This is a genomic window from Vibrio sp. 10N.222.55.A1, from assembly GCF_041473835.1.
Classification (GTDB): Bacteria; Pseudomonadota; Gammaproteobacteria; order Enterobacterales; family Vibrionaceae; genus Vibrio; species Vibrio crassostreae_C.
In genome coordinates this window covers 34,622-53,485 of record NZ_JBFRSX010000011.1, presented here as the reverse complement: position 1 = coordinate 53,485, position 18,864 = coordinate 34,622, and the positions used below count along the sequence as shown (strand labels likewise).

18 protein-coding genes are annotated in these 18,864 nt (G+C 45.1%); 10 read left to right on the top strand and 8 right to left on the bottom strand.

Features of this window, described 5'->3' with window-relative positions; genetic code table 11:
• Positions 1-120 precede the first annotated feature (120 nt).
• Entirely contained in the window at positions 121-1,560 is a 1,440-nt protein-coding gene (locus tag AB4493_RS02945; protein ID WP_017064972.1) for a sucrose-specific PTS transporter subunit IIBC, read from the bottom strand.
• A 234-nt stretch (positions 1,561-1,794) separates the two neighbouring features.
• On the opposite strand from AB4493_RS02945, the gene AB4493_RS02940 reads away from it, so the two are divergent.
• The gene (locus tag AB4493_RS02940) at positions 1,795-2,781 is read left to right on the top strand and encodes a LacI family DNA-binding transcriptional regulator (protein ID WP_017064973.1); all 987 of its coding nucleotides are present in this window, start codon (positions 1,795-1,797) and stop codon (positions 2,779-2,781) included.
• Positions 2,782-2,915: 134 nt separating this feature from the next.
• On the opposite strand, the gene AB4493_RS02935 is transcribed toward AB4493_RS02940, so the two are convergent.
• The 6 genes from AB4493_RS02935 to AB4493_RS02910 all read right to left on the bottom strand — a co-directional run bounded on the left by AB4493_RS02935 (position 2,916) and on the right by AB4493_RS02910 (position 10,922).
• Positions 2,916-4,289 carry a carbohydrate porin gene (locus AB4493_RS02935; protein WP_102320859.1) on the bottom strand — a complete coding sequence of 458 codons (1,374 nt, stop codon included), beginning with the start codon at positions 4,287-4,289 and terminating at the stop codon, positions 2,916-2,918.
• A gap of 551 nt (positions 4,290-4,840) precedes the next feature.
• On the bottom strand, positions 4,841-5,743 hold the full coding sequence (locus tag AB4493_RS02930) for an alpha/beta hydrolase fold domain-containing protein (protein ID WP_372154490.1): 903 nt from the start codon (positions 5,741-5,743) through the stop codon (positions 4,841-4,843).
• A 14-nt stretch (positions 5,744-5,757) separates the two neighbouring features.
• Complete coding sequence (locus AB4493_RS02925; RefSeq protein ID WP_372127458.1) at positions 5,758-7,638, bottom strand: TonB-dependent receptor domain-containing protein; 1,881 nt, start codon at positions 7,636-7,638, stop codon at positions 5,758-5,760.
• A 298-nt stretch (positions 7,639-7,936) separates the two neighbouring features.
• Entirely contained in the window at positions 7,937-8,875 is a 939-nt protein-coding gene (locus AB4493_RS02920; protein WP_372106761.1) for a LysR family transcriptional regulator, read from the bottom strand.
• Positions 8,876-9,043: 168 nt separating this feature from the next.
• Positions 9,044-9,451, bottom strand: coding sequence for a hypothetical protein (locus AB4493_RS02915; RefSeq protein WP_017054885.1), 408 nt, complete (start codon positions 9,449-9,451; stop codon positions 9,044-9,046).
• A 139-nt stretch (positions 9,452-9,590) separates the two neighbouring features.
• Entirely contained in the window at positions 9,591-10,922 is a 1,332-nt protein-coding gene (locus AB4493_RS02910; RefSeq protein WP_017061619.1) for a ferric reductase-like transmembrane domain-containing protein, read from the bottom strand.
• Positions 10,923-11,155: 233 nt separating this feature from the next.
• Here AB4493_RS02910 and AB4493_RS02905 point away from each other — a divergent pair, with 233 nt between their 5' ends.
• From AB4493_RS02905 to AB4493_RS02885, 5 genes are all read left to right on the top strand, one after another.
• Positions 11,156-11,845 (top strand): flavin reductase family protein, encoded by a 690-nt coding sequence (locus tag AB4493_RS02905; RefSeq protein ID WP_372154489.1) that lies wholly within the window; start codon positions 11,156-11,158, stop codon positions 11,843-11,845.
• Positions 11,846-11,965: 120 nt separating this feature from the next.
• Positions 11,966-12,757, top strand: coding sequence for a CLCA_X family protein (locus tag AB4493_RS02900; protein ID WP_372154488.1), 792 nt, complete (start codon positions 11,966-11,968; stop codon positions 12,755-12,757).
• 186 nt (positions 12,758-12,943) lie between these two features.
• Positions 12,944-13,201, top strand: coding sequence for a type II toxin-antitoxin system Phd/YefM family antitoxin (locus AB4493_RS02895; RefSeq protein ID WP_017061616.1), 258 nt, complete (start codon positions 12,944-12,946; stop codon positions 13,199-13,201).
• On the top strand, positions 13,191-13,457 hold the full coding sequence (locus AB4493_RS02890) for a Txe/YoeB family addiction module toxin (RefSeq protein ID WP_102448158.1): 267 nt from the start codon (positions 13,191-13,193) through the stop codon (positions 13,455-13,457). The genes AB4493_RS02895 and AB4493_RS02890 overlap by 11 nt, the downstream gene beginning before the upstream one ends.
• A 31-nt stretch (positions 13,458-13,488) precedes the next feature.
• Entirely contained in the window at positions 13,489-13,812 is a 324-nt protein-coding gene (locus tag AB4493_RS02885) for a DUF4144 domain-containing protein (protein ID WP_061021374.1), read from the top strand.
• A gap of 115 nt (positions 13,813-13,927) precedes the next feature.
• Here AB4493_RS02885 and AB4493_RS02880 read toward each other — a convergent pair whose 3' ends face one another.
• The gene (locus AB4493_RS02880; protein ID WP_010432780.1) at positions 13,928-15,256 is read right to left on the bottom strand and encodes an anaerobic C4-dicarboxylate transporter; all 1,329 of its coding nucleotides are present in this window, start codon (positions 15,254-15,256) and stop codon (positions 13,928-13,930) included.
• A 411-nt stretch (positions 15,257-15,667) separates the two neighbouring features.
• On the opposite strand from AB4493_RS02880, the gene AB4493_RS02875 reads away from it, so the two are divergent.
• From AB4493_RS02875 to AB4493_RS02860, 4 genes are all read left to right on the top strand, one after another.
• Positions 15,668-16,327 carry an HAD family phosphatase gene (locus tag AB4493_RS02875; protein ID WP_017069081.1) on the top strand — a complete coding sequence of 220 codons (660 nt, stop codon included), beginning with the start codon at positions 15,668-15,670 and terminating at the stop codon, positions 16,325-16,327.
• Positions 16,328-16,523: 196 nt separating this feature from the next.
• A complete protein-coding gene (locus AB4493_RS02870) occupies positions 16,524-17,150 on the top strand; it encodes an HD domain-containing protein (RefSeq protein ID WP_372154487.1) in 627 nt (208 codons plus the stop codon).
• Between the two features lie 63 nt (positions 17,151-17,213).
• A complete protein-coding gene (locus AB4493_RS02865; RefSeq protein WP_372154486.1) occupies positions 17,214-17,900 on the top strand; it encodes a DNA-3-methyladenine glycosylase I in 687 nt (228 codons plus the stop codon).
• Positions 17,901-18,094: 194 nt separating this feature from the next.
• Entirely contained in the window at positions 18,095-18,829 is a 735-nt protein-coding gene (locus AB4493_RS02860; protein ID WP_017071662.1) for a GntR family transcriptional regulator, read from the top strand.
• Positions 18,830-18,864 lie beyond the last annotated feature (35 nt).

Genomic DNA, 18,864 nt, shown 5'->3' with positions numbered 1-18,864 from the left:
GGTGACACTTCACGCTGTCATGTAAAAATATAAAAAGGCTAGCTAAGCCAAATCACCTAGCTAGCACCCCAAAGCTTAGGAAATGAAGTGAAAAGGGGGCTTCACTTCTAGGGAGAAACGTTAAGCTGTTGCTTTAATGTTTTGCTTGCTGCGCTCGCGCAGACCTAAAACAACGGTCAGAGCAAAGGCAGTCACGAACGCGATAATCATACCTACCACGTAGTAGCCAATCTTTTCTGGTGATATTGAGATGATGCCAGGAATACCCGCCGCACCCAGTGCTTGTGCTTTCACATTGAACATCGTGATAAACGCGCTTGAAATCGCAGCGGCACAAACCGCAGCAATGAATGGATAGCGAAGCTTCAAGTTCACACCGAACATTGCAGGTTCAGTAATACCAAGCAAGCCAGTCACACCAGAAGGAATCGCGATACCTTTCATTTTCTTATCTTTACTCATGAAACCAACCGCCAGTGCCGCTGCACCTTGTGACACGTTAGACATCGCCGCGATAGGGAAGATAAACGTACCACCAGTTGTTGCAATATCCGCAAGCAACTGAGTTTCAATCGCGATAAAGCTATGGTGCATACCAGTAATAACAAACGGCGCATAAATCAAACCAAACACCGCACCGCCAATGAAGCCAGCACTGTTGTATAACCAATTTAGGCCGTCACCAAGCAGGAAGCCGATATCACGAGTAAATGGACCAACAATCGTGAATGTTAACAAACCAGTTATGAAAATCGCCAATAGCGGCGTTAGCAAGTTATCCAGAACCGAAGGAATAACTTTACGCAGCCCAAGCTCAACTTTCGCTAGAATAAACGCAGAAACAAGAACGGGTAGTACTGAACCTTGATAGCCTACTTTCTCGATTTCGAAACCTAAAATGTTCCAAACCGGAATGCTGCCCGACACTGATGCGCCACCGAAGCCCCAGCCGTTAAGCAAGTCTGGGTGAACCATCAACATACCTAAAGCCGCGCCAAGGTATGGGTTACCACCAAACTTCTTACTCGCTGAAAATGCTAATAAAATAGGTAAGTACACAAAAGGAGCATTAGCAAATGTATTGATCATGTTTGCTAAGTCGGTCAAACCCGGATTAGCGTCGATTAAAGATTTGCCATCAATGAATAAGCCTTGAGCCGTCAATAGGTTGTAGATACCCATCAACAAACCACCAGCAACAATCGCCGGAATGATTGGTACAAAAATATCAGACAGGCCTTTCACCGCGCGTTGCAGGATATTTTGGTTGTCAGCACCTGCAGACGCCACATCGTTGGTCGACATTTCCGTCATTTCAGTCAGCTTAGCCAACTCAGCATAAACTTGGTTTACGATGCCTGAGCCAAAGATGATCTGATATTGACCTGCCACTTTAAACTGGCCCTTAACCCCTTCTAGGTTATCAATCGCCTGTTCATCAATTTTATCTTGGTCTGCAACCGCAAGACGCAGACGAGTCGCGCAGTGTGCGAGTGCGGTGATATTACTTTTACCACCTAATAGAGAAAGCAGCTCTTTTGCTATTTTTGGATAATTCATTACATACCCCATTGGATTATCATTTGAGCTTTTGAATTTTCGGGAACGTTTGCAAAACAAATTTTTGCCTAGAAATAACAAATGATCAAAGATAACTGCTCAATAGTGTGAGAATGATCTTCAAATTATCTCCCTAGGATAAGAAGACAGGGTTAAAATCCCCTAATAACAGGTAAATTTGATGCTCTGTTTGCAAACAATCCCAAAACTAAAATTACAATTGGATAATGAATAATGGCTAGTCTTCATGATGTCGCTCGTCTCGCTGGAGTTTCCAAGTCGACGGTTTCAAGAGTAATCAATGATGAGTATGGCGTAAAAGACGCGACCAAGGTGAAGGTGCGTAAAGCGGTTGAAGAGTGTGGCTATCTCCCAAACCAAGTCGCTAAAGACTTAAAGTCCCAAAAAACCAACCTGGTTGGCGTGATTGTTCCTAGGGTTTCTTCCCATGCCACCTCTCAGGGTGTCGATGGTTTAACCGCCGTATTAGAGCAAGCGGGCAAGCATGTATTATTAGCGAGCACACACCAAACACACAATAAAGAACTTGAATATATTCAGATATTTAACCAGAGGCGTGTTGAAGGTATCATCCTGTACGCGACCCACCTCGACAACCAATTAGTCAAAGCGATTCAAAGCTCTGCCGTACCCGTGGTATTGGTTGGTCAAGACGGGTCAATGTTTAACATCCCAAGCATTGTGCACGACGACACTCGCGTAGGGTTTGAAGCGGGTAATCGCCTCATAGCGAAAGCTTGTAAGCATATGGGATTCATCGGTGTGCAAGGTGATGATATTGCGGTTGATAAGATGAGATCGGAAGGCTTCGCTCAATCGCTTCAATTTAACGACCTCACACTGCAATTTCACGCCCGTGGCGACTTCACCATAGAATCAGGTTACCAACTGGCGAAGCAGTATCTCAAGGAGCACACCAAGCTCGACGGCCTATTCTGCGCCACTGACCGTATCGCAATCGGTGCGATCAGAGCCATTCAGGAAGCAGGGCTCGTTCCAGGAAAGGATATATTGGTGCTCGGTGTAGGTGACGATGAGCTCGCTTCAGTATGCACACCAACGCTGTCTACGTTTAACTATGCGTTTGATAAAGCGGGAGAAAATGGAGCCAAGCTGCTACTCGACCGTATTGAGAAAAAAGGCTTTGAAATGAGCAAGATGGTGTTGACCTTCACCACTATTGACCGAGAGTCTTGCTAGCGATTTATTTCAGAGATCAGGTTATCCCAAGATAAAAAATGCCAACCTTCGAGTTGAAACGATAAGGTTGGCATTTGCTGATGCGACTATCACATCATGAGTAACACTCTCTATCTAAACGATATATCAAGCAATTAGAACCAAGTTTCCATCTGCAGTGCAAACAGAACCTCGCCGCCCTCTCCCATCGTTGCAGCATCTGCTTCAGTGCTGATCGAGTAACCATTTAGGTCTTCACTCCAATCCACATAGCTCACAGCGAAACGCAGTTCTGGTCGGTCAAAGAAACCAGTGCTAGTTGAAAGCTTGAGTGTTGGTGCAACTGTCGCTTTGTAGAAACCGCCGCTCGCTTGCTCTGTCGAGTTGTCTAAATCCATGTATTGCAATGAACCTTCGTAAACCATCTCAAAGTTCTCTGTGAACTCTTGAGCTAATCGAACGTTTAAAGAAGCCCATGTGAACTCGTCATTCTTCTTCAAACGGTCTTGGCTATGCTCTGCCATTAATGCAGGTGCTAAGCGCCAGTTGTCGCCAATGCGAGTGACACCGTAGCTAAACAGGCGAACGGCTTTCGCGTCATCCAGTAGATCACCATTTGAACCGATGCCTTTTAGCTCTGCACCTAGGCCACTACCCACTAACATACCCGTTTTAGAGAAGCCTTCGCTCAGACCAAAGAAGTTGTCTCCATGGTACGCAAACATTGCGTGTACACCGCTTTCAGCTGCGCCATTTAGGCGGCTATCGTTGTCTGCTGAGGTCATACCGCTCAACATCACTTGCCATTGGCCAATACGGTTATTCATGGTTGCAATGTAGTTTTCTACATCTGTTGACGAGCTATCAATCTCACCAAAATCTCGGCCATAAATAGAGAAATTCGCTTTCCAGTTGTCGCTCATCTGAACGTCATAAACGCCCGCACCAGTACCTGATAAGAAGACAATATCCGAATCGAAAAAGTGAATATCAAAGTTGTCGCGATCGAATCGTTTACCCGCCCAAAACGTTGCTTCAGAAAACGCTTCAGATTCAGAGAACATGCTCAGACGGTTCAGTTCTGAATACACTTGTCGCACATTCAACTGGCTTTCGCTGGCAGTCCACTCGTTATTTGTCTCAGTACTGTCGGCCAACATGATGCGAAACAAAGCACTAGAGCCATCGTCTGCAAATCGCTTATGAATCAAGTTCGCTTCAACGTAATGATCATCTTCAACACCAAGACGTCCAATTGGAGCTCCAATGGCACCCGCCGCTGTCATGTAAGGACCAGTACCTGTCGCGCCGTTTAGGTCGTCGTTGATCAATAACCCAGAGCGAGCATAGCCGTGAAACTCAAACGAAGAAGCCTTTTCATTGGCCTCGGTAGAGACCTGCTCTGTTTGTGCAACCCTTTGTTCTAATTCATTAATACGTTGCTCTAATGCTGCAACGTCTTCACTTGCTAATACCGATGTAGTCATTAGCCCCATTGTTACAGCAACCGCTAAAATGTGTCGTTTCATTCTGATGTTCTCACGTTAATTGTTTTGGATTATCTGCAAACGTTCCCAAAATAATTCGTAAGCACATTTCGGCTTATACTTTTGATGTATAAGCTCTATATCGAAGAAGAAATAGAAATCAGTCGTGTTGATTACTTCACTTTTGTATCTGAGTGGATGATAGATCGATAATTTCGGGAACGTTACCGAAAATGCATAATTCTGATAACTTTGTCACAAGTGAAATTGATTAATGGGCGAAAAATAGTGTATCGCGCACATTGAAGCCTTTATCAAGGTCGTCGATAAGCTAGAGTCAGTTACGAACAAAGCGTGATGAAACACACAATAACCACCACCTTTAACTGATGAATAACTCGATTATCGAAGGTGAACACGGTTTTGTTCGATCTAATAAATGACGATCGAATCATAAAAGGGAAGTTAGAAATGAATCCAGATACTTATGAAAGCTTCCAATAAAAAAGCCAAGTTGAACCTTAGTGATCAACTTGGCTTTAAATGGCTCAATGAATGCTTTCTAGCGCGTTGTAACGTCACAAAAGTAGAGATTATTTAATTGGATAATGTCGCTTTAAAAACGCAATCACATGCGGTACATACTTATCGGTATCAAAAATTGGAGCACTATGACCAACACCCTCCTCGATAAACAGCTGATTCTCAATGCCGTACTTGTCCAAAGCATGTTTGAGGATCTGGCTTTGCGCTAAAGGCACTCGCTTATCCAGTGTTCCATGGAACTGAATGTAAGGCGGAGCATCACTGTTTATATAACTGGTCGTTGAAGCTTGTGCCGCTAGCTCTGGTACTTCACTCGGGATATCACCTAAAAAGCGTGACACCGACGACTTTTTACTGGTTGGTCTGTTCCCTTTATTACCTAGTTCCAGCAGATCCGTCGGGCCAAAAAAGCTTACAACTCCAGCCACTCGATACTTAGGTTCTGAGTAAAAGCTAATGTCACCGTGCGTATTACTTGCGCCGACCAATCCCGCTAAATGACCACCAGCTGAACGCCCCATCATAACCACGTTATCGGCGGCAAGATTGTACTTGTTAGCATGGTCATGAAGATAGTTAATAGCATCATTAATATCCGCGACTGGTTTTGGGAAAGTTGCTTCGCAACTTAAAAGATAATCGACCGCAGCCAACGCATAACCTTCATCCAAAACAGAATTAAGCAACAACGGGTTTTTAGTCGGAATATCGTCTTTAGTGCCACGCTTCCACGCACCGCCATGTACCCAAACGAGCAACGGATATTTTCCATCAACCTTTGCTTCTGTTTTGGGAAGGTAGAGATCAAGCTTGATCTCTCGTGCTTCTACCGTCTTAAACAAGATGTCCTTTTCTACTGTGTATACCGCATTAGCATTAGCATTAGCATTAGCATTAGCAGCCGATAATCCAACAAATGAAAGCATCAGTAATTTTGTTATCTTTTTCATTATGAACCTCTTATCTAGAATGACGCTTCTGCTGCTAACCAGTAACGACGACCATCTTCAACGTAGCCAAACTCTTCGTAATCGGTTTGTTCATCAAATAGGTTGTAGATACCAGCCATCACCTTAAGGTTCTTTTGCACATACCAGTTGGCACCTAAGTCAACATAAGTAATTGATGGCGCTTCGTATTGTGTTTTTGAACTACTCGTTGTCGGTTCTGACTCTTTGCCACGGTATGTCACTCGTATCCAAGATTGGACATCATCACGTACTTGCCAATCTGCATTTACGGTAGCTAAATGCTCAGGAATTTGCGTTAGTGGCTTACCCTCATCTTCACCGGACTGCTTCTCAGTATGTGTATAGGTATACGTCGAACCGACAGAAATCGCCTCGGTAATGCCTTTATTTATCGTGTATTCAGCACCGTAAGTAATCGCGTCTTCAATGTTCACGTAGGTAGAATCACAACCACGTCGGCCACAGTTAGTGCTCAGCTCTTTCTTGTCGATCTTGTCTTTAAAGTCACTGTAGAACACGGTGAAGTTCGAGCTTAAATCGGCATCGCCAACAAAGTACACGCCCATTTCACTGTTCACTGACGTCTCGGCTTTTAGATCAGGATTACCGTAAACCGAGCAGTCGCCACCACAACTTTCTTGCGCCCAACCCGCTTCCATCTCAGTTAAGCCTGGTGCTCGATAACCCGTTGAAACACCGCCTTTCACTGTCCAATATGAGTCGACACTCCACACACCATAAACGCGAGGGCTCAGATGAGACTCGAACACGTCATTTTGATCAAATCTGAGACCAGTTGTTAGAGCAAAAGAATCGGTGATGTACCATTCATCTTCCGCAAACAGTGACCATTGGTTATTTTTGAAGACATGATCTTCTGCAGAATCTGTCAGCTCCTGACGTGTATAGTTGAAGCCGATAGTTAGGTAGTGCGCCTCAAGCACAGGCATAGACCATTGTGAGTTCAGAGTCAGGTTTTCCACTTCCATTTCTCCGCCTTCATTCTCCACCGTTTCATTGTTGATGTATGAAGTGCCCGAGCCCCAGTCGTAGTTGCCTGAGTGAGATAGGCCCAATGATTGACGATTGTTCACACGCTCAGAATCTGTGGTTTTCGATTTTCCATCCGTCGTCACTCGTTCTTGATCGTGATAGGTGTAATCAAACGAGAAAGTATCGTCATCCGTAGGCGTCAAGTGTAGTGCGCCACGGTAACTCTCTAATGTTTTGCCTCCGTATCCGTAAAGAATCTCATCTTCCTTACGCTCTTGATATAAACCAGAGAAAGAAGCACTCAACAAGCCATCAATAAGAGGGCCCGCTAGATGCACTTGGCTTTGATATGAATTGCCCGAGTCTGAGTTCTCTTGCAGTGTTGTTTCACCACGTACGCTGCCATACCACTCTTGATAATCTTTACGAGTGATAATGTTGATCACACCGCCAATCGCGTCTGAACCGTAAAGCGTCGACATTGGGCCACGCACGACTTCAACTCGCTCAATCGCGCTTAGAGGTGGTAGCCAATCTTGCTCAAAGCCACCACTGCTGTTTTGTTGTGTTTCACGGCCAGACTGCTTGCGTCCATCGACCAAAATCGCCGTGTATTCTGCAGGCATACCACGTATTGAAATGTCTTGGCTCGAACCACCACCTGTCACTATCACACCAGGTACATCACGCAGCGCGTCTGTCAGATCTTTATACGATCGGTTTTCCAGCTGCTCACGAGTAATCACGCTGATCGACGCTGGCGCTTCAGTGACAACCTGCTCATAACCAGCTGCTGTCACAACCATGGTTTCCATAGTCGTCGCTTCAATGGTCAAAGCTTCGGTATCAACTTGATTTACTTGTTCGTTAGCAAAGCCCATCACAGGGAATACAAAACACGCAGCAGCTATAGACTTAGAAAGGGGGGAACGAGTAAACGTTTGAATAGTGTTCATCTTGGCTCTACTTAAATTGAGATTGCATTTAATAATCATTCTCAATTAGAGCGGCGTAAATCATTCGCTTCAAGCATAATGCTATCGCCAAAATAGAATATCGCTATCCGCCAGACGGATAGTTACCTTCATCTTATGCTTGATATGAAACTGATGATGTTGCGAATAACGGCTCTCAAATCACTCAGACTTCGGTGCTTACTTAACTAGAAGTCACTCTCTTTTAAGAGTACGTATCTTTGCCTACATAGAGGTCTTTGAATATTTCACGTACCCATTCACACATCGGGTCATCATGAAATCGCTTGTGCCAGTACAAATAAACTTCTTGAAAGCTCAAGTGGAGTTCTTCTGGGACTTCTCTGGTGATCAGGCGGGGATCATGACACGCTGCTTCTGCAAAAGGTGTTGGAAGGTGAAAGATGATGTCGGTTTCAGCAGCAATACTTGGCGCCGAGCTGAAGTTACTCAACTGCACAGGTGCAGACAGGCGCTGCTTTTTATTGGCTAAACCGAGTTCTTGGTATTTGTGTTCGAAAGAAAGCCTTTTCTCACCTTGTAGAGAGACTTGGCCAAAATCATATTCCGCCAGCTTTTGTGGGGTCAGAGTTTCATTCGCCAATGGGTGCTCTCGGCTCATCAACAAACGGAACGTGCGCTTCGCCACTGTCATACGATAGATATTTTGCTCAGCAGAAGGCGGCTGATGCGAAGATAAGGCAAAGTGCACATCACCTGCGACCAAGGCTTCGAAATGACGCTTGGGCGCAGAATCTAAACTCACGATCATGTTCGGCGCTTCTTTGCGGATCTTAGCGATCACCTTGGGCATTAAGGTATTAATTTGAGGCAGTAAGCCATAAAATTTCACAGTACTATCAACCTTGCTTGGGTCAAACGACTGCTTATGAACCAACTTTTCCAGGTTAGTAATAACGGTGTTGATATCGTTTTTAATCGACTCTGCTTTTGGGGTCAGCTCATAGCCATACTTCTTACGTACCAGCAGCTCATCATCAAAGAAGGTACGCATTTTTTGTAGCGTACGACTTACCGAAGACTGGCTCATGTTCAGAGACATTGCGGTATTAGAGACGTGTTTTTCTTCGAGTAAATGCTTAAGAACGAAAAGAAGATTCAGGTCAATCTGGGAGAGGTTCATGAGTGCGTCACCAAAATAATGAGGGCATCGTTGAGACAATACGCCGCGCTCAAACCACGGCAATGCATATCAATGATTGGGGTTCAAGATACCGAGTTAACGGCTCTGCGAGCATGATTTAAAGTTCAATAGAAAAACGACTAAATCAAAAAATAGAAATAGAGATCGCTACTTTCTCTTACCCTGCTCCACCAACTTTTCATTCCATGCCGTATTGCCGTCACGCTTAGAGACATCGTACTCCGCACAGAACTGAGATATGGTCATATTGTTATCGCCAGTGGCAAGCTTGAGAGCCAACTGAACTTGTTGAAGCTTGCTTTGCAGTCGCAAGATTTGACCAGCATTTGGGCTTTTCTCTTTGGCGTATTTTAAAGCCGCATGCTTACGTTCTGCCGCGCCCGCTCGGCGATCTGCTTCTGATAACAGATACTTGAGTTGAGCAACACTCTTGCCTTTCTTGAAGGCAGGATCAAGCAACTCAACGCATTCATCAAACGATGGATCGATAACGTATGGGTCAACTTTATGAGCTTGTTGGCGCATCCATTCGAGTGCGAGTTTTTCATCTGACATAATTACATCTTTACCAAAGAAACAGCCCTATATGGTATCGCTCAATAGCAAACCGCTGCAATAACAAATTGAGTGACTTTACGCCTTTTTACACTGTGCCGATTGACTAATTTAACAATCACAGCTCCAATAGTTGGCTTTAACGCATCACAAACAGCTCTTCGTGGTAGTGCTTTTCAATATCAAATTGATAGGTGTCTAATTCTTTTTTCAGTGATGTAGAGAACAACTCCGGCCCGCAGAAATACATCTCGTACTCGTTGAGGTCGCCACATTGATTGACAATTCTTCCGGCGTTTAGCCGCGGTGAGTGCAAGGTATCTATCACGGTCAACTTCACACCAACCGCGTGTGCTAGGTGCCACAACTCATCGATTAATTGCTTATCAACACCGCGAGTACAATAAAACAGTTGAATACGAGGATGATCTCGTTCTGTTTTGAGCGCTTCAAGTGTTGCAAAAAACGACGCTATCCCGACACCACCAGCAATCCAAATTTGTGGCTTGCTTAGGTCAAAATAAAGTCGACCATAGGGTCCTTCAACCGTAACCGCATCGCCCGCTTTCACTCGTTCATATAGGCCATTAGTAAAATCACCCAGCTCTTTGATCAAAAAGCGCAGCTCTGGATCATCACTGCCAGAAACAATGGTAAACGGATGCGGGTCTTCATTACCGAAACGCAAGTACGCAAACTGCCCAGCTTTGTGACCTTGCCAAGATGCCTCCGGTTTTAACACCAGCTCCATCACTTCAGCTTGTGGAAAATAGCGAGTCGAGATAATCTTCGCTGAGTGACGATTACGACGCCCAACCAAGCCCAACAAACTGTAAATCGCTGCGATAGACCCAGCCAAAGCAAATGCCACAGTTAGATAATAAATAGGTTCTCCCCAATACGCTCGTTTAAGCAGGATTACTGAGTGGAAAGCGATAAACAGGTACGCAACCGACATCAGACGGTGCGACAATTTAAACGGTTTGTACTTCACTGCCGCCCATAGTGACGCCACCAGTAAAATGAGCAACAAGTAGAAGCCCCACTCGCCAATACTCTGAGCAATACCGCGTAATTCATTGACCCATAACTCCCATCCAGTCAAAACAGCTTGCGGCCCTGAACCATCGTGTCGAACAGGCTTATCTAACACACCAGACACCACCAATGACTTAGGTATTTGGTACCACAACCAGTGTGTCACACCCAGTGCAACACCACCGATACCGAGCCATTTATGGACTCGATATGCTTTATCCATACCTTTCAGCCAATTCTCAACCATAGGCAAACGCATCGCCAAGATCATTGTGATGGACATTAACACCAGAGACAAAATACCTGAGTACTGAATCATGGCTGAGCGCCATTCAAAGACATCGCTTGAAGCGAATAATTGCGGTTCCATCGCAAACCAAAAGGCTGACATTGTGGCAATCATTGCCCAAATGATATTGCGGACTGTTTTCATTTGTTAACACTCATAAAGACGACATCATTACTTTAGCTCCTGTGATGTAAAGGGACGTCAACGTACGTAAATCTATGCAAAGGATCTCGTTCATTGTGCTGTAGCAGAGATAAAAGAGACAAACTGCCCACGGCCAATAAGCGCTCTTTGATCGATAAAAGCGGATTCTTCGTACATATAAGTCCGTTAGTGAGCATGCTCGAAGATAACAATAAATGAGAAGAAGAGAAGATATGAAGGACATGACCCTTTCTAAACAAGATATCCAAACAATGGACCCGCGCCACCGCATTCGTTTAGTTAATTCCTTGTCTGGATTTAAAAGCGCCAACCTAATTGGCACTTGTGATAAACAGGGGTTTGAAAACCTTGCGATAGTAAGCTCTGTCATTCACCTAGGGTCTGATCCCGCGCTGCTTGGTTTTATTGTTCGCCCAGATAAAAGCCGACGTCATACGCTAGAAAACATCCTAGAAACTAAGTACTTCACCGTTAACAGCATTGGTGCTGACTTTGTTAAAAAGGCCCATCAAACCTCGGCTCGCTACCCTAAACCAGTCTCAGAATTCAACGCGGTCGGCTTAACGGCCTATTATGACGACACATTCCCCGCTCCCTTCGTCTTGGAGAGCAGTTTAAAGATAGGGTTAGCGTTCAAAGAACAGATAACAATCGAAAGCAATCAAACGCAAATGTTGATCGGTGAAGTTATAACAATTCACGCACCCAAACGCGCCGTGATGCCGGATGGCTACCTTGATTTAGAAGCGTTGGATTTGGTCACGGTATCAGGGCTTGATAGCTACCACGTAACTCAAAGACTGCACCGATTAAGCTATGCAAAACCACAACAGCCACTCTTTCCACTCACTCGTGAAGGTAACCCAACTTCATGGGAAGCTTTCGAACTCAATCTAAACTAATTTTGTTCGGCAATTTGCTATCAAAAGTGCTAACGTCCTTTAATTCCAAGAGATGCATCTCACACAGGCGCATCTCACTGAGCACACTATTCATTCTTACGTCTGTTTCCAAGGACCCTTTTGAAGTTAACTCACTTTAAATACAAAACGCGCGAAGGCCCAGACTACCGACATGGCGATCAGGTGTCATTCATGGACATCAAACAAACCTTCGGTATGGGCAGCATTCGTGTGGGTGCTTGGGTGACGAAAGAAGAAAAAGAGTTGGCCGCAAATCTGATATTCGATTCGCTAGCCGACTTGGCTTACATCTTGGCTTTGCCACCAGAAGCGATTGGCCTTCGCGGCACATTAGGCTTAGCGTTCGGCAGTGGCGGCAGAAAAGGCGTACAAGCACACTATGCCCCGAACCAACGAGAATTAGCCCTCGCGAAGAATGCCGGAGCTGGCGCGCTCGCTCACGAGTTTTGGCATGCATTTGACCACTATATCGCTGAGAAAGCGTTTGAAATCGGCGATACCTCCGGCCCTCGTAAGCAAATCTTGTTCGCCAGTGACTGTTGGTTACACGATAGAAAGGTGCGACCTCACCCATTAAACGAGAGTTTGATGTCTGTGTTCGATGCCACACTACTCAGCGACAACAACCTAGATAAACACGACTACGTTGCACGCAGTGTTATTGCCGACAAAGCGACGTCTACCCGCTACTTCTCACGACCCACAGAAATGATGGCGCGTGCCTTTGAAGCTACGATTGAGTCCTGCTCAGATATCGAGAATTCTTACTTAGTCGATGGCACGACCAAACCGGATATGTTCCCTCTCTATCCAGACCTCACGCATCGCAAAGAGATTTATCAAGCGCTGCAAGGTTACTTCGCGCCGTTGGGCCGATCTTTAAGTAAATAGCATTTTGAGTCAGTAACACTCTGCAGATTTACAATGAGTGACATGTACCATAAGTTGATCATGTATAATCTCTGAGATAACATGTACAACAAGCGGAACATGTACAATAGTTAATTCATGAATGATTAACTATTCTGTGTATATTGAAAGATTAAACATATCCAAAAACAACAGGGTAAATAAGTGATGAATATTGTTTCTTTTACTGAGGCAAGAAATAGCCTTAAGTCTGTGCTCGATAGAGTGGTAGACGATTCTGATGTTACGGTAATAACCAGACGAGATTCAGAAGATGCCGTGGTAATGTCTCTTGATCATTTTAATTCAATGCAAGAAACCTTGTACCTAATGAGCTCGCCTAAAAACGCTGAAAGATTGGCTGAATCCATTGCTCAACTCGAAGCCGGAAATACAACCGTTCGAGAATTGAATAATGACGAATGATCGAAAGATTGTGTTTACAGATAATGCTTGGGAAGATTACCTATACTGGCAAACCCAAGACAAGAAAACGCTCAAGAAACTAAATAAGTTGATTGAAGCTGCCAAAAGAACGGCCTTTGAAGGGATTGGAAAGCCGGAGCCACTAGTCGGCAACCTGTCTGGATTTTGGTCAAGACGAATCGATGACAAGAATCGATTAGTGTATAAAGCAGATGACGATAACTTTTACATAATTGCTTGTCGTCACCACTATTAAAAGCAGTAAGCAGCACATAGAAAGGGCAGTAATGATCAGTTGGCCATCTTTGGTAAAACTCGACGGTGACGATGAGCTTATTTACGTCGCATCCGAACACGAATTTCGAGCAGAATGCTCAGACATGATCTTGGGCGAAGAGGATTACCTCATCGATTCAGTTGGCGACAGTTACTCGCTTCAATCGAGCTCAAACCAACTGTCTCTAGCGAAACGAGCAGACCAGTATTCAGTTGAAAGCGTGACCAAACTGATTCGAAATCACGAATTCCAGAAAGCCGAAGTGTGCCTGATGAAGATCCACTTCCTAACGATAGAAGAAGCGATTCAGTCTTTGGCTTTTGAGGCTCGCTAATACTGCTTAAGAGCTCGTATCAAAGCTAATTCCCAAGACAGATTAAACAAAAACAGCGCCAATTCAGGCGCTGTTTTTGTTTGTTGTCTTAGCTATCTCAAAGAAAGCTAATACATTAAGCGATAAAAATCTGTGCCAGTGCGTAGCCTAAGCAACATGCGCCTACTACACCGATCAAACCAACCGACATGAATGAGTGGTTGAAGTACCACTTACCAATCTTGGTGGTGCCAGAGACATCGAAGTTAACCGTTGCGATGTCTGATGGGTAGTTCGGGATGAAGAAGTAACCGTAAACCGCTGGCATCAAGCCGATAAGCAGTGCTGGGTCTAATCCTAAGCCGAGGCCAACCGGTAGCATCATACGTGCTGTTGCAGCTTGAGAGTTCACCACAACCGATACGATGAATAGCGCTAGAGCAAACGTCCACGGGTAATTGGTTACCATTTCCACGATGCCAGATTTGAACTGAGGCATTGCGTATTGGAAGTAAGTATCCGACATCCATGCGATACCGAAGATAGCAATTGCTGCCACCATACCCGATTTGAATACCACACCGTTTGGGACATCACGCGGGTCAGTTTTGGTTGCCAGCAAGATGATACCGCCGAAACAGAGCATCATCATTTGGATGATCACCGACATCTTGATTGGCTTGTCGCCGTCTACGATGGTTCTGATCTCAGGCACCATCGCCACGATAACAATCACGACGATTGAAAGTAGGAAAATCAATACCGCATTACGAGCCGAAGTTGGAAGCACTTCATCCAAAGAGGTTGCCGTTGTGCTTTCGATGCGCTTTTTCCACTCAGGATCTTTTAAGCGCGCTTGATATTCAGGATCGTCATTCAGTTCTTTGCCGCGTTTCAAGCTGTACAAAGAAAGCAAAAACGTACCAAACAAGGTTGCAGGCACCGTCACCATCAAAATGGAAAGCAGAGTAATAGAGTGTTGGATATCTGAAAGTTGCGCGAGGTAGTACACCACAGCCGCTGAAATTGGCGATGCAGTGATAGCAAGTTGAGACGCGACAGATGCCGCTGCCATTGGACGCTCAGGACGAATACCGTTCTTCAGTGCAACATCGCCAATGATTGGCATGATTGAGTAAACCGCGTGGCCAGTACCCAATAGGAAAGTCATCGAGTAAGTCACGAACGGTGCTATCAAGGTGACGCGTTTCGGGTTCTTTCTTAGCACCCTTTCCGCCACTTGCAGCATGTATTTCAAGCCACCTGCCGCTTCGAGAATCGAAGCACAAGTAACAACGGCGAGGATGATCAGCATTACGGTGACAGGTGGAGACGTTGGTGGCATCTTGAAGACAAACACCTCGATAACCAAACCAATACCAGAAACAACCCCTAAGCCAATACCGCCATACCGAGACCCGATATAAAGGACGACTAATAAAAATAGAAACTCAAAATACAACATAAGCAACCCTGCTAAAAGTGTGGACTAATGTTATTTTCTCCCTAAGCTCAGCCATTTACTTATTGCTTGGTCACACTATGGTTGCCGGCTCCCGGCAATTGTTTTTTATAAGATTATGGTCACGCTAACACGCCCGTAAGTTTATGAAATGTAATAAGAAGCCAGACGCAATACCTAGATTTGTTATGTGGAATAATCATAATTGTTTCTGTTAGATCTGGATGGCCTATAAAATATCAGGCTCATAACTGAACGATATTATTTCAACCACAACCAATCACATTTAAAGTCATGCAGAAGCATATTGCCGAGCCGATTGGATATATTCTTACTGAACGTTGACTCGCCTATCACTAGACACTATGTCAAAATACCCGCCCTCACGATGACAACACAGAAAGAACCACGGATATGAATTTTCAAGCTGCTATTTTTGATATGGATGGACTGCTGCTCGACACCGAGCGACTTTGTATGCAGGTATTTGAAGAAGCATGTCACGCGCAAGGTGTTCCGTTTTTGCAGGATGTTTACCTAGGCATCATTGGCTGTAACGCAAAAACCATCGAACAGATTTTTCGAAACGGTTACGGTGAAGGGCTAGATTACCCAGCGCTGAATAATGAATGGCGCACCCGCTACAGTGCAATTGTTAAAAACCAAGCAATCCCAGTAAAAGATGGCGTGATTGAACTGCTTGAATGGCTAAAATCGAATGACATTCCAATCGCGGTGGCGACCTCCACTCAGCTTGATATCGCGAAGAAGAAGCTTGAGCTGGCTGGCCTAGATTCTTACTTCACTTCATTAAGCACAGGCTGCGAAGTGACTCACGGCAAGCCTCACCCAGAGATTTACTTGCTGGCGGCTGAACGCCTAGGTGTTGCGCCTGAAACCTGCCTAGCGTTCGAAGATTCGAACAACGGAATTCGCGCTTCTATGGCAGCCAACATGATCAGCTTCCAGATCCCTGATTTAGTAGAGCCATGTGACGAAGTGAAAGCGCTTGGACACACCATCAGCCCTTCTCTGCATGATGTGCTAGCACAGCTTCAACAAGCTGCAGCTTAAGCTCTGACTGCCGTTGATAATGCTTTTATCAACGTAGACAAGCCCCTCTATTAAGCCGACTCACAGAGTCGGTTTTTTTGTTGATATACTTTTTATAAAAGATAAAAACTCGCGCTTGAAACTGTTAAAGTCGATGTGAAATAAATGCTAGGTGATCAACAAGATTGCTAACGTCTAAATATGGAGACAGAGACGCGTGAAGGAAAAGTTTGAAGACCAACTGCTTGAGTTTGCACAGCAAGAAATGACACAAGATGCAGCACACGACATCAGCCATATTAAGCGTGTCGTCAAAACCGCAAAAGCTTTGTGCGATCAAGAACAAGCTAAGCTTGAAGTCGTGTTACCCGCCGCGTATCTTCATGATTGCTTCACCTTTCCTAAGAACCACCCAGACAGAGCCCAAAGCTCGCAAATGGCAGCAGATAAGGCGATCTCTTTCCTCAAATCTATCGACTACCCCGCGTCCTATCTTGATGAGATCCATCATGCGATTGTCACTCACAGTTACAGCGCCAACATCACTCCAGAAACCTTGGAAGCTCAAATCGTCCAAGATGCTGATCGCCTAGACTCTCTCGGTGCGATTGGCATTGCACGCTGTCTGTACGTGGGGCAGAGCTTTAACGCAGAACTCTATAACCACGAAGACCCGTTCGCCAAGCAACGTGACTTGGATGATAAGCATTACAGCGTCGACCACTTCTACGTGAAGCTGTTTAAGCTCGCTGAAACCATGAATACAGAATCCGCTAAGTTAGAAGCCAACAAGCGCACCGACTACATGCGCGGTTTTCTCGCTCAATTGGCGACAGAAGCTTAAGCTCCTTTTCATATAGAAATTAGTCCCCATATCATAAAGAATCGCTTTAGTTTGGAACCTTCAATGACCCAAGAAAAATTCGATACTATTTACCAACGTGCAGCTCACCGCAAAGGCGGAGCGGCCGAACTCGAAAAAATTATTCGTGCGCCCCTTTCACAAGCCGAGCTATCACAAATCACCGACGATCGTTGGCTAGCCGCCTTTACTGAAAAAGTATTCCAGTGTGGTATTTCATGGAATGTAGTGAGGAAGAAATGGCCGCAATTTGAAGAAGTGTTCTTTGAATTCAATATCGAAAAAATGCTGATGCTGCCGAATGAAATGTGGGAACAAAAAGCGCAAGACCCGCGCATTATTCGCCACCTCACTAAGGTGATGACCATCCCTGCCAATGCCACCATGATCCACAATGCTAAGCGTGAGGCGGATTCCTTCTCACAAATGGTTGCCGACTGGCCATCAGAACGTATCACTGAACTTTGGGATTATCTGAAGAAACACGGCAAGCGATTAGGCGGTAACACTGGTGCCTACACTCTGCGCCAAATGGGTAAAGATACCTTCATCTTGTCATCAGATGTTGAAGCACACCTACGCAGCACAGACGTGGTTGATAGCGGTCGTAACACCAAGCGAGCACAACTGGCAGCGAGTAAAGCCTTCAACGAATGGCAGCAACAGTCAGGTCGTAGCCTGAGCGAAATCAGTCAGATCGTGGCATACAGCTGCGGCGATAATCGCGTTTAGTTGGATTAGAAATGGCTTAAAGCTAAAGATTGCACACAGTTCACTGCAAACTAAATGTTATAAGTCATTAACAAATAAGCGTGCATCGCACTTTCACCCGGTGGCATTGTATAGATAAATGTATACAATATAGAGTAACACTCATGAATTATTCTCGACCAACCCAACTCGACTAAACAAGGGCCCTTATCTCTATGACAGCTCTCAAAAATTCTGTCTCCAAAGGTGTAAAAACAAAAGTAACAGGCCAGACTCAAGACGATGTTGTTTACTGCCATATCTTCGACGCGATACTAGAACAAAGGCTGCCACCAGCCACCAAATTAAGCGAAGAAGCGTTAGCAGAAATCTTTAGCGTTAGTCGCACCATTATCCGCCGTGCCTTACTGCGTCTTTCTTTAGAACAAGTTGTGGTGATCCGTCCTAACCGAGGAGCCGTGATTGCTGCGCCAACGGTTGACGAAGCCAAACAAATCTTTAAAGCACGTGAAGTGATGGAAATTGCTATCACTGAGCTGGCGGTGAAAAACGCAACCAAAGCTCAAATAGAAGAATGCAGAAAATTAGTCGCGAAAGAGAACTGTGCTTTCGACCAAGGCGATTACGGCTCTGGCCTACGTTTGTCTGGTGAGTTCCACATCAAATTGGCTGAAATGGCAGAGAACGCGCCACTGCTGGCTTTCCAACGCAGCTTGGTATCGCAAACTTCACTGCTGATCGCTCAGTACGAAACGGGCAATCACTCGAACTGTTCTCTAGACGAACACTCAGGCTTACTGGATGCAATTGAGTCAGGTAACGAACAACAAGCAGTAGAATTGATGCAGGAACACCTAAGCCACATCCGTTCAAAGCTCAACCTAGACAGCAGCACAGCTTCTAGTGATCTGCATGTCGTGTTCTCAGATCTGCTTAAGAGCAAGTCATAGAAGATTCAACAAGCGCTTAATAACCATCTGTTAAC

Coding starts and splice junctions, on each gene's coding strand:
- AB4493_RS02865 (WP_372154486.1), top strand. CDS start 17,214: ATGACCCAAGAAAAATTCGATACTATTTACCAACGTGCAGCTCACCGC.
- AB4493_RS02915 (WP_017054885.1), bottom strand. CDS start 9,451: ATGTCAGATGAAAAACTCGCACTCGAATGGATGCGCCAACAAGCTCAT.
- AB4493_RS02940 (WP_017064973.1), top strand. CDS start 1,795: ATGGCTAGTCTTCATGATGTCGCTCGTCTCGCTGGAGTTTCCAAGTCG.
- AB4493_RS02935 (WP_102320859.1), bottom strand. CDS start 4,289: ATGAAACGACACATTTTAGCGGTTGCTGTAACAATGGGGCTAATGACT.
- AB4493_RS02885 (WP_061021374.1), top strand. CDS start 13,489: ATGATCAGTTGGCCATCTTTGGTAAAACTCGACGGTGACGATGAGCTT.
- AB4493_RS02875 (WP_017069081.1), top strand. CDS start 15,668: ATGAATTTTCAAGCTGCTATTTTTGATATGGATGGACTGCTGCTCGAC.
- AB4493_RS02930 (WP_372154490.1), bottom strand. CDS start 5,743: ATGAAAAAGATAACAAAATTACTGATGCTTTCATTTGTTGGATTATCG.
- AB4493_RS02905 (WP_372154489.1), top strand. CDS start 11,156: ATGAAGGACATGACCCTTTCTAAACAAGATATCCAAACAATGGACCCG.
- AB4493_RS02880 (WP_010432780.1), bottom strand. CDS start 15,256: ATGTTGTATTTTGAGTTTCTATTTTTATTAGTCGTCCTTTATATCGGG.
- AB4493_RS02860 (WP_017071662.1), top strand. CDS start 18,095: ATGACAGCTCTCAAAAATTCTGTCTCCAAAGGTGTAAAAACAAAAGTA.
- AB4493_RS02890 (WP_102448158.1), top strand. CDS start 13,191: ATGACGAATGATCGAAAGATTGTGTTTACAGATAATGCTTGGGAAGAT.
- AB4493_RS02910 (WP_017061619.1), bottom strand. CDS start 10,922: ATGAAAACAGTCCGCAATATCATTTGGGCAATGATTGCCACAATGTCA.
- AB4493_RS02945 (WP_017064972.1), bottom strand. CDS start 1,560: ATGAATTATCCAAAAATAGCAAAAGAGCTGCTTTCTCTATTAGGTGGT.
- AB4493_RS02895 (WP_017061616.1), top strand. CDS start 12,944: ATGAATATTGTTTCTTTTACTGAGGCAAGAAATAGCCTTAAGTCTGTG.
- AB4493_RS02920 (WP_372106761.1), bottom strand. CDS start 8,875: ATGAACCTCTCCCAGATTGACCTGAATCTTCTTTTCGTTCTTAAGCAT.
- AB4493_RS02925 (WP_372127458.1), bottom strand. CDS start 7,638: ATGGGCTTTGCTAACGAACAAGTAAATCAAGTTGATACCGAAGCTTTG.